At 42.6% G+C, this 9,884-nt stretch carries 9 protein-coding genes; 4 read left to right on the forward strand and 5 right to left on the reverse strand.

The annotated features are described in order from the left end of the window. Positions 1-51: 51 nt before the first annotated feature. Positions 52-1,950, forward strand: a complete 1,899-nt coding sequence (locus H6G92_RS33005) for a hypothetical protein (protein ID WP_190900345.1) — start codon at positions 52-54, stop codon at positions 1,948-1,950. A gap of 363 nt (positions 1,951-2,313) precedes the next feature. Here the strand turns inward: H6G92_RS33005 and H6G92_RS33010 are convergent, their stop codons facing one another. The 3 genes from H6G92_RS33010 to H6G92_RS33020 are packed head-to-tail and all read right to left on the reverse strand — an operon-like array spanning position 2,314 to position 4,362. Then, positions 2,314-3,057, reverse strand: coding sequence for a hypothetical protein (locus tag H6G92_RS33010; RefSeq protein WP_190900347.1), 744 nt, complete (start codon positions 3,055-3,057; stop codon positions 2,314-2,316). Further along, positions 3,041-3,862, reverse strand: a complete 822-nt coding sequence (locus H6G92_RS33015; RefSeq protein WP_190900349.1) for a nucleotide-binding protein — start codon at positions 3,860-3,862, stop codon at positions 3,041-3,043. Before H6G92_RS33015 ends, H6G92_RS33010 begins: the two co-directional genes overlap by 17 nt. After that, positions 3,859-4,362, reverse strand: coding sequence for a hypothetical protein (locus tag H6G92_RS33020; protein ID WP_242059408.1), 504 nt, complete (start codon positions 4,360-4,362; stop codon positions 3,859-3,861). The genes H6G92_RS33015 and H6G92_RS33020 overlap by 4 nt, the downstream gene beginning before the upstream one ends. Positions 4,363-4,904: 542 nt before the next feature. On the opposite strand from H6G92_RS33020, the gene H6G92_RS33025 reads away from it, so the two are divergent. Together H6G92_RS33025 and H6G92_RS33030 are read left to right on the forward strand one after the other, a co-directional pair. Further along, on the forward strand, positions 4,905-5,330 hold the full coding sequence (locus H6G92_RS33025; protein WP_190900351.1) for a plasmid mobilization protein: 426 nt from the start codon (positions 4,905-4,907) through the stop codon (positions 5,328-5,330). A 4-nt stretch (positions 5,331-5,334) separates the two neighbouring features. Beyond that, a complete protein-coding gene (locus H6G92_RS33030) occupies positions 5,335-7,419 on the forward strand; it encodes a relaxase/mobilization nuclease domain-containing protein (protein ID WP_190900353.1) in 2,085 nt (694 codons plus the stop codon). A 416-nt stretch (positions 7,420-7,835) separates the two neighbouring features. On the opposite strand, the gene H6G92_RS33035 is transcribed toward H6G92_RS33030, so the two are convergent. Continuing rightward, positions 7,836-8,363 (reverse strand): GNAT family N-acetyltransferase, encoded by a 528-nt coding sequence (locus H6G92_RS33035; RefSeq protein ID WP_190900355.1) that lies wholly within the window; start codon positions 8,361-8,363, stop codon positions 7,836-7,838. Positions 8,364-8,725: 362 nt separating this feature from the next. On the opposite strand from H6G92_RS33035, the gene H6G92_RS33040 reads away from it, so the two are divergent. Further along, positions 8,726-8,911 carry a hypothetical protein gene (locus H6G92_RS33040; RefSeq protein WP_190900357.1) on the forward strand — a complete coding sequence of 62 codons (186 nt, stop codon included), beginning with the start codon at positions 8,726-8,728 and terminating at the stop codon, positions 8,909-8,911. A 143-nt stretch (positions 8,912-9,054) separates the two neighbouring features. Here H6G92_RS33040 and H6G92_RS33045 read toward each other — a convergent pair whose 3' ends face one another. Next, the gene (locus tag H6G92_RS33045) at positions 9,055-9,534 is read right to left on the reverse strand and encodes a cupin domain-containing protein (protein WP_190900360.1); all 480 of its coding nucleotides are present in this window, start codon (positions 9,532-9,534) and stop codon (positions 9,055-9,057) included. Positions 9,535-9,884: the final 350 nt, after the last annotated feature.

Genomic DNA, 9,884 nt, shown 5'->3' on the forward strand with positions numbered 1-9,884 from the left:
AAATTGAGCGCGAACTTTGGCGGCTTCTTAACTCAATAAGGGATTCAACTTGTGGAAAATAATATCCCCAAAATCACAACTAAACAAACAGAATATCTGCGATTGCAGTATCCCAGTCTCTCGCATTTGGAGGCAGGAAATGTTTCTGAATGGTTGCAAGAGCGCAAAGACCAATTATTTGAAATGGCACGGCAATCTGAGAACGAAGCAGACATGACCCGTGTACTTGGTTTGCTGGCTGGGGGGATAGGAGCGGTTTGTTATGCGGTCAACCCTTTAGCTATAGTTGGTGGTTTAATTGGTGGTGCTGCGTGGCTATGGTTTGTTGTCGAACACTCGAACCGCACTAAAGAAATTGCACCAATACCATTTGTACGTGGCAACTTTATAGACGCGGTTGCCCGTGCTGGTGACTATGATACTCGGAGCAATTATCAAGCGGATCATCTTGCTAATACCGTTAAATTTCTAGAGCGACACGAGGCTCAAGAGTACGCCTTTCTTCTCGCTGAGTTTGAAAATATTGTCCAGTATTTAACCCAAGTTGAACCAGGAAAACGTTTTTATGCTTATCGTTGGATGTTTGGCTGGTTTGGCAAGCTTAAGGGTCGTCAACTACCGACTTATCAAAGTATGGCTCTCCATTTACAGGATGTGACCATTGACAGCCGTGTGAATCTGTCAGAGATAAGTGCCATCGCACAGGCTCAAACCCAGTTACCACCAACCGTAGATATTAAGCAATTTCAATCACCACAAGTAGATATTCGGGACACTCACCAAGCAGATCATCTTTCTAGACCTACAGAATTACAACCATCAGCTAATGGGCTTGCACCAGAGACTATAACTCATCTCCCTCTGGCGACTAGAGCAAACGCACTCATCGCGGCTTTAACGAAAAGTGGTTTCCAAGTAGAAGATATGATGAGTTCCCAAGTCATTGCAATTGCAGGTACTCAACGAGGTGGCAAGGGAACCTTAGCAGCAATCTTGGCAACATTATCAAAAGCATTAGATTCGGGATTAAACACCCAATACTTTACAGCCGGGGTGGACGTTTACCCCTTTAGTTGCAATCTGATTTCTGCTCTGAAATACCCCGAAAAAGATGCGGACGGTGCAGATAAACTAGTCGCCCGTGACTTGCTTAAATTTCTTAAAGGCTTAGATGCAAGTGAGCCTTACTCCCACAAAAACTTACTTCTTGTGATTGATGAGGCGATGCGGTTGCTGTCTCTACTTGATGAGAGCGATCGCACTTGGGCTATCCAATATCTGCTGAGTCGCTTCGCCAAATGTGGCGGTACATTAATCATTGTCTTGCATGGCTCCAACTTAACTTCTGTGGTTGGCAAGGCCACAGCAGGACTGGCAGATACCTTTAAGCAATCGGTTAACTTCATTGGTTGTGTAGCTCAGTCTGTCAGCGCTGGCGGATTGCGAAAAATTAATGTTGCCAGTGGCGAATATTTCAAAGCCAACCCTAATAACTTTGCTGAACCTGTTAGCGGTGGCAATCTCGGCATGATTCCAGACTGGCTAAAGATAGAGTTACACCCAGGAAATGGTCAACCAGATCCAGCTAGAACATTACTCAAATTCTTCCCGGAACTGGTGCAGCATCACCAGCCAGCAGTTATGCCCAGAGGGGAGAAAATTGCACCATCAGACGCAGTTAATCAGCTAGAATCCATTTTCTCAAAGCCTACCCAAGAGGTTGAAATTGCAGAGGTAGAAGAAGCCAGTATTTCTGAGGCTGATTTAGAGCAAATTTTAAACATTGTTACTTCAGCCGTTGCAACACCAGTCAGCTTTGCCGCGATTAGAAATAGCCGAAAGTGGGGCGAAGAGAAACCTAGTGTTCGGTATTTAAGGGGTGCGATTGCACAACTTATAGAATCCAAGCAATTGAACGGTAGTGAGAAGTTAGGCTTTACCGCTTTTTAATATTACTGCAATCTCAAAAAGCCTTTAATTTTCACTTAGTTCAAAGATATCAAGACATCAAAACTCTGAAATCCTAGTAATGGATCTAAATTTATGCACCCAATAGAATTTAAGAAAAAGTGGCAGTTAACTTATGACGAGCTTGCACTTGTTTGAGGTTATCAAAGTGATTTCACTGTCCGTTGCTGGGGGATAAATGGAAAACATAAGCGTAACCCTCAAAAAGTTGTCTATGTTGCTTGTAGACTTCTAGATGAGAAGTGGTCAACTCAAGGTAAACTCGTGGATTCTTATCTCTGATTATTTGTATTATTGGGGCAAGTATTACCTTAAGCCTTTGCCCCAATCGCTATATCTTGCCCTTCATCTTCGATTTCGGTCAGTCCCCAAACGCTTTTCTACCCGTTGTAGCTTGGCATTACTATAATCTGTACGCTGCAAAATTGCTCTCAAATAGATGTCAATATCGTTCGAGATATTTACCGGAATAAATTGATTGAATCCAAGGAAAATCAACAAAGTAAATAATGCAGAAAACAATCCCATCGTCCCATATTTTCCTATGGGTTCAGCGCGATAAACCTCTTTCTCTATGGTGATGGGTTTGGGGGGAGGGCTGTTCTTCAACTCCTGAATAACCGTAGTCAAGTTCTTCGTGTGATTCAACAGTTGATTCCAGTTCTGCTTTAATTCTGTTATCTCGCTCTTTAGCCCTTTGAACTCTAAGCTCTCTAATGTCGTTGAGGACTTGGGCGTATTCTTTAACTGCGTCAGTAAGGGAGTTAATTCTTGTCTCAAATTCTCGTTGCTCTGCTCGTACTCGTTCGATGAGAGATTCTGATTCTTCAATTCCCCCGTCAGCATCTCGATTGTCACCATCGCTTTGCTGAGAAGTTGATTCTGAATTAGATTCGTTTGTGCCCATGCTTGTAACTCTGCCCTATCTCTTTCGCGTTCAGTTTTCTGTGATTGCTTAAAACTGTCAAACTCTCTATATAATCTTCCCAGTGCTATCTTCACCTCACCCAAGTCACTGCTCTCTACTAAATCGGCAGTTTCAGAGTGAGGATTGCTGTGATTGCCGTTGCCATTATTGTTGTTGCTCATTAGTTTTCTTTTTACCCCGACCAGAAGTAGATGCAGTAACTTTTGTCTGTTTTGAAGTTGAGGTGTTCGACTCAGCAGGAACCACAACTTCTAGTTGCTGCAACCCCAAATAAGCCCCAGCTTTTTCAAGTTCTGGTTTCGCCTGATCTAAAAACCCACTGACCAGTAGGTAATCCCCAAAAGGAAAACCATTCTCTTCAGTCGCAGCCGAGTAAGGTAGACCTTTCTCTGTCAACGTGTCAAAGGTCGAGTAGTCTAGCTCTGGCATTTCTATTTCTATGCCTTTCAATTCAGATATCGCTGCCGATGTTTTGCTATTCTCCCAACGCTGAAAACCTGAACCTTTATCCCAGCACAGATTTTTCACCACCACATAATCAGCTTTATCGCCACAGAATTCAGCCATCGTTTTTAAGCTAGTGATCACTGAATAACCAAGGTTAAGCACAGTCACCAGCGTTACTCTATAACCCAAATCACCTGCAATCTTAAATAGCCCAAACTTACTGATAATCTCCCTAGTTTTATTGCTTGATGCCCCTGGCATATCTACTATTATTGAGTCGGGTGATTCGGCTTTGATTTCTGTAAAAAAGCGTTTCGCCTCTGCCACCTCTAGGAAATTTAACAGCCTTACCCCTGAGCCAAAATTTTGATAATATTCGTACAGTTCTGGATTCTCTGTATCTGCGTCATAAGCTAGATAATTAATTCCTTTATTGTGCATTACATCCAAGAGCAAGCGAGTAAAGGCAGTCTTACCTGTACCACCCTTGCCCCCCAGTATCATCACGATACGTTTCATATTTCACTCCTATCAGTGATATTAAATTGGGCAGAAGTCTTAGATGTTGTTTTATTTCGTTTACTAGTTTTAGTTGATGATGAGCCGGATGGTTCACTACTATCAATTGGCGAACTATCTGGTTCTACTGCTGGAACATCATTATTAGTTGTGGTTGAAGAATCAGTTGATTCTGGCTCGGAGTCAGAATTAACTGATTCTTCAACCGCTTTAGATGATGATTCATTACTCGAATTATTCTCCGTTAAAGTTGTTGCTTTTTTATGAAAACTCTTCAGACCACTGGCCGCCAGTTCTACCCCATGACCTTTAAACACATCAGAAACATCGTCATAAGAGTAGCCAGCGTCTAACATATCTTGAATAGGTTTAGCCAAACTGAAGACTAAATCTGACAGGCTGATAGTTTTAGGAGTCGCGGCTTTCTGTTTAAGACTGGTTTGAATATCTTCGATTTTTGATAAAGGGACAGCTTTCGGTTTGCGCGACATATTCAGCATTAGTAATAAATTACTCCATTGTAAAAAAGTCGTGGTCAGAAAAAGTTTAAGTTTCTTGTCGTGATGTGACAAATATCAACAGAAAAAGGTTTGTATCCTCGTGAGGTAGACTAGTCTAAAAAAGCAGTTACCCATGAATCAATATCCTTCGTATCACTAGTATGTCCAGCATTGCCCAATAGACCCTGCCCTCGGTTACACCGAAGTGATTGCACAGAGTCAATCGCGGTTCGCCAAAGTCTCTTACTCCCCCAGTCTCCGGTTATGCCCCCTGGTTCTGGTTGACCCTAACCTGTCGTGGGGGCATAGGCAAGCAATACGCCGTAACGCACTACGTGCTACTTTACCCTCCGGGTAAAGCGGCGTGGTTGCTTGTTGGGGGTGTCCCCCAAACCCCCGAAAAACCGTTCTTTTCAAGGGGTGAATAAGTCAAGAGAGTTCCGGGTTATTCGCCTACCTGCTCGGCGCTCCGCGCCTAACGCAGCTACAGCGAATAACCCGGTTAAAAATGAAGAAGTAGATAAATGAATGCCTAATTAGTTATGCAGCCAGACCCCCGTACCAACCTCAGTAATCAACTAGCTGACACATTAATCAATCGGTCAGTAGCACCAGATGAGAAGCGAGAAGTAACCATCACGTTTAGGGCTAGCTATGCCGAGAAAGCTAGATTAGAGCAACGATGCAGCGGGGTGGTGCAAAGTGACTATATCAGAGCGAGATTATTTGATTACCCTCTACCACATCCTAAATTAGTCATTCCCGAAATCAACCGACAGGCTATCTATGAGTTAAAGAAGGTTGGTAATAACCTGAATCAGCAGACTAGGGCTATTAACGAAGCTGTGAAAATTGGTAGCCAACCCCTAAGTAATGAAGTGAAATCATATCTGAAAACTCTTGAAGAACTGACAGCACTTTTAGAGCAGACTCGCCAATCACTCACTCAAGTATCGGTAGAGAGGTAGCACAATGATTACCAAAGTGAAAGCTAATAAATCATTTCGTGGTACTACCAAATACGTCTTAGAGAAAGAGAAAGCTAAGATTATTGGCGGGAATATGTATGGTAAAAGTACCAATGAACTGGTCGAGCAGTTTACCTTGTCAGCCCACCTTAACCCCCAACTAAAAGACCCATGCTATCACTTAATGCTTAGTGTACCTCAGAGTGATAGAACTCTCAATGATGACGAATTAGCTAATCTATCCCAACGACACTTTGCGAATGTCATTGTGTTGTCGCGGCTTCAAGGTGATGAATCCCAAGTCAAACAGCCAGATAAAAGGATAACTGACACCAAACTAAACCAGCTAGTTGATGAATTTATTGAAACAGAACTACCCGCCTATGACTTCTTCATAGCGCGGCACTCTGATAAAGAACACGACCACACCCATATCGTTGCATCTAGAGTCAATAACCTAGATGGTAAATCTATTCGTACCTGGAACAATTATGCCCATTCGGAACACTCCGCCCGACTGCTAGAGCGAGAATTTCAGCTAACCCAAGTTCAAAGCAGTTGGGAAAGTAAGCAAAAAGCTATGACTCGTAATCAACTGGAACGAGTCGAGCGCGATGGACTTCCAGGCGAAGAAATAATGCGACGGGCGATTGAGCAAGTGGCAGTAAATAAACCCACAATGCCCCATCTAATTGAGCAGTTATGGAGAGAGCATCAAGTCAAAGCCATCGTCAGTTACTACGGTCATGGTGGGGTAAGGGGTATCAAGTTTGGTATTGATATTGGCTCAGTTAATGAAGATGGTAGCCCCCGCTTGCTCTGGAAACAGGGAGGTAATCTCAATAAATATAAGTGTTCTTTCAGCAAGCTTCAGACCGAGTTGGGGATAAACTACGACCCCAAACGGGACGATAGCGAAATTAAACACTTAAATAATTTCTTAGAATCTGTAGATAATAGCCAAGAGAATCAACAGCTAATACCAACCATATTACCTAAACAAGCTCAAGCTATAGCTGAAATTAAACACCAGCTAACCCAAGCTAAATCAGATGCAAAACAACGAGCCAGTTCTGAACTCATAAATACAATTTCTGACTTTATTGAACAGTCAGTAGTTGAATCAGCATTAACTGAAACAGTATTAGAATTAACGCAACAACTTTCTCAATACAAAGAGCAACTCGTTACAGCTAAAACTACATTCAATGACCTGGATGCAGTGCTTGCGACTGAGTTACAATCTTATGCCCAGAAGAGAGCTATCTTATCAATCGCTGAAAATATTGAGCAATCGACTGTTGAATCAGCATTAACTGAAACAGTATTAGAATTAACACAACAACTTTCTCAATATAACCAGCAGCTAGAAGCAGGTAGAACCGCATTCGACGACCTATTAGTGGCGATTGCTGATGTGGAGCAACAACTCTTATCACAAAAAACAGTGGACGCAATTGCTCTTAATAAAGCTCAAACTCTAGCCACAGATGAACCAAAGCTAAAAGATAATCTTTTAGCCGAGTTATATAAGTATTACAGCGCCGACTTGCAAAACTTATTAGTGACTGACCGAGATAAAGAAATTGCTATACGGGCGCTATTAGATAATAAACCACCCCAAGATGTTGAAGAAATTATCTTTGCCAGTCCAGCCGGATGGACACAAGATGAAGCTAAAGCATTAGTACTAATCGCTAGCAATCAACTGGCAACTCAAAAGTCAGAACCAGAACTCTCTGAAAAGCAGCGTCAAGAGTCGGAATTCTTAGCCTTTGCCGTGCCTATTGCTGTTGAATTAATCAACTGGCAGCTAAGAGAAAGTAGTGAGAATAATTTGAGATTTAAACACTCTACTCTATCAAAACAGGGTAAGGAATTGGTATTTACCCATGATGAACGAGGTGAAGTTTTTCGAGTGGCAATCAACCGAAATCAGTCAGGTGAGCTTGAGTATTCACCGATTTATATTGGGTCAGTAGAAAGAGAAGATATTCAGCTTTGGCAAGAAGCAGAGCGCATATTACAACAAATAAAAGAAGAGGCTCTTCGACAAGAAAGAAGACAGAGTAAAGGGATGTCTCTCTAGCTGATAATTTTTCAGTCCAAGGTCTTGTCGTCTATCAGGATTTTGAAAAAGAAATAGTATTCGTAAAGATTCCGCGCTTACCTCGGTGTATAAATGATACTCCCAAGGATTTTAAACTGAGATTATTTGGATTTTTACCGTCCAAATCGGTGAAGTGTTTCTGGAATTTTCCTGTGCAGCGTGTAGGAACTGACTTAGTAATTCAATCAGGGGAGTGCATTAAATATATGACTGCTAGGCAATCAAAAACTGAAAATTTATCAGTTACACCGCCATCAGATACCCACGAACCTACTGGAAGCTAATCCAACACGACTTGTTTCAAAATTGCTTTGTTTGCAGTTCGCTACAACAATTATGGGGTTGAGTTAGGTCGAGGGAGATCATACTCCCCCTCGACCTAACTCAATACCTTATTACACTGTTAGAGAGGCAGGGATGTTCGATTCAAAGGAGTACACACAAATAGAAAATCCACCCGTATTGAGTTTCTCTCCTTCAAACACCATCCCCGCCTTCTGCGCGACACGCTGAGACGCCAAGTTCTCCGGTTCGATGTTTGCAAGTACTCGCCTCAGCCCACATCGATTCAGACCATAAGCGAGCATGGCTGGTACAATTTCACTGGCATAGCCCTGTTTCCACCAACGTTGCCCAAAGCCATAGATGATCTCCGGTTCGCCTCGGTCTGGTTCGTAGAGAATTCCACAACACCCTACTAACTCTCCAGTATCCTTGGCTACTACCGCCGAGGCACCGAAGCCCTTGATCTGGTAGTTAGAAAGGCATATCTCTATGGATTCCACACATTTTTCGTGCGTGAAAGGCGTTCCATTGCCAATCCACCGCATCACAACCGGGTCACTACATATTCTGAAGAGAGCGTCTGCGTCAGAGTGCAGAAGTTGACGGACGAGCAGCCGAGGAGTTTCAAACAAAATCAACAGATACCTCCTTAATCGTCAATCCAACACAACACCGGATCTGAACCGATGTCAGTGGGAAGATAATAATGCCGTTTCTACTGTTTCCTGCTAGCCCAAGTTTGGAATAGCTCAGATAGTTACATTTGGTTATTATTAGCATAATAACTTGATATTTGAGGTTATTATTAGCATAATAACTTGATATTTGATAACTTTAGAATATCATGGGGGTAAAATGAGCAGCCATTGGGGTACAAGTATCATCGGGAGCAACGCAATTTTGTGAGATCGGATCAAAAATCAGTGATTGCTAATGCCGGAAGCTGGCGGACGAACGCAGGAATTAGCCGTGTTACTAACCCTTCAATCAGTTGCGGGAGTTGGCCGAGCTGACTGGCAGACTCTATGCTGCGATCGCTGATGTATTAAAAGCCAGCACTTATAGCCTGGATGTCATGACACCATCCCAGGCGATGGAACTGCTAACTAAAAAATTAGGACGTGAGATTAGTGATGCAGAACGTCAGTCAGCGCAAGATAAGCATTCTGAAATTCGATATTTTTAACAATTCTCGATGTACCAATTAACCTATAGATTATTTGGTGCAACCATTTAATACGGCTCATCTTGGGTTTGAAGCTCTTAAATTTCCGAGACTTCAATTGGTACGGTTTTATCCGTGGCGATCGTTTACTGGCTCTGACAAAATTAGTACGGTGTGCCGTCTTTGTGGACAAATCTCCACAAGCCATTCTCTAAATTGGCCATCAGGTCGTCATCGGGATAGCTGCCTGAGTCAGAGGATGTTCTGTCTCCGATTTCGAGGTAAAGAACATCCTCTCTTGTTTCATTGATTAGATGGTGGCCGTTACCAGTGCCAGCCTTGAAGCCGGCACACATACCTGGGGAGAGTTGTGTATAACCTTCGTCGGTACAAAGCGTTGGATGCCCCTCCAAGATGTACACGAACTCGTCTTGCAAGGTGTGAGCGTGACGAAGGGCTGAAATTGCCATTGGAGCTAGGCGTGTTAGGTTTACACCAAAGTTCGTGATGCCAAACAGGTCACCAAGTGGGTGTTTCTCCCTGCCCACCATACGCGATGCAAACGGTTCAGGATAGTTTGAGGGCTTAGTTCTTGTCGGTGCATCAGATGCCTTAATGGCGATCAATTTTTCTCCTTCTGACATAAGAACCTCGTAATCCGGAATGATAAGGGCTAATACCAATTTAAAATTTTTGTAGGCTCTTATTTTGGCAAAGGTATTATTATCTATAGGTAATTTTGCCAGTTTTGCGGGATTTTTACGTAACCGTTCAGGGGATTACACCTTTGGTCTAACAACGTGAAATCAATAATCTTCGCCATCAATTCCACGTATTAGCCCAATCGTGTAATGCTGCACCACCCTGCAGGGCAAACGCATCTTATTTACTAATAAAAACTAAGGGAGATTCCAAAATGACATAGATAATTGTAAAAATTGATGGAATGATAAATAAAATAAATCAAGTATTTTTAAAAATGTGAATTAGCTTA

It is taken from the genome of Nostoc foliaceum FACHB-393, assembly GCF_014698505.1.
Lineage (GTDB): Bacteria > Cyanobacteriota > Cyanobacteriia > Cyanobacteriales > Nostocaceae > Nostoc > Nostoc foliaceum_A.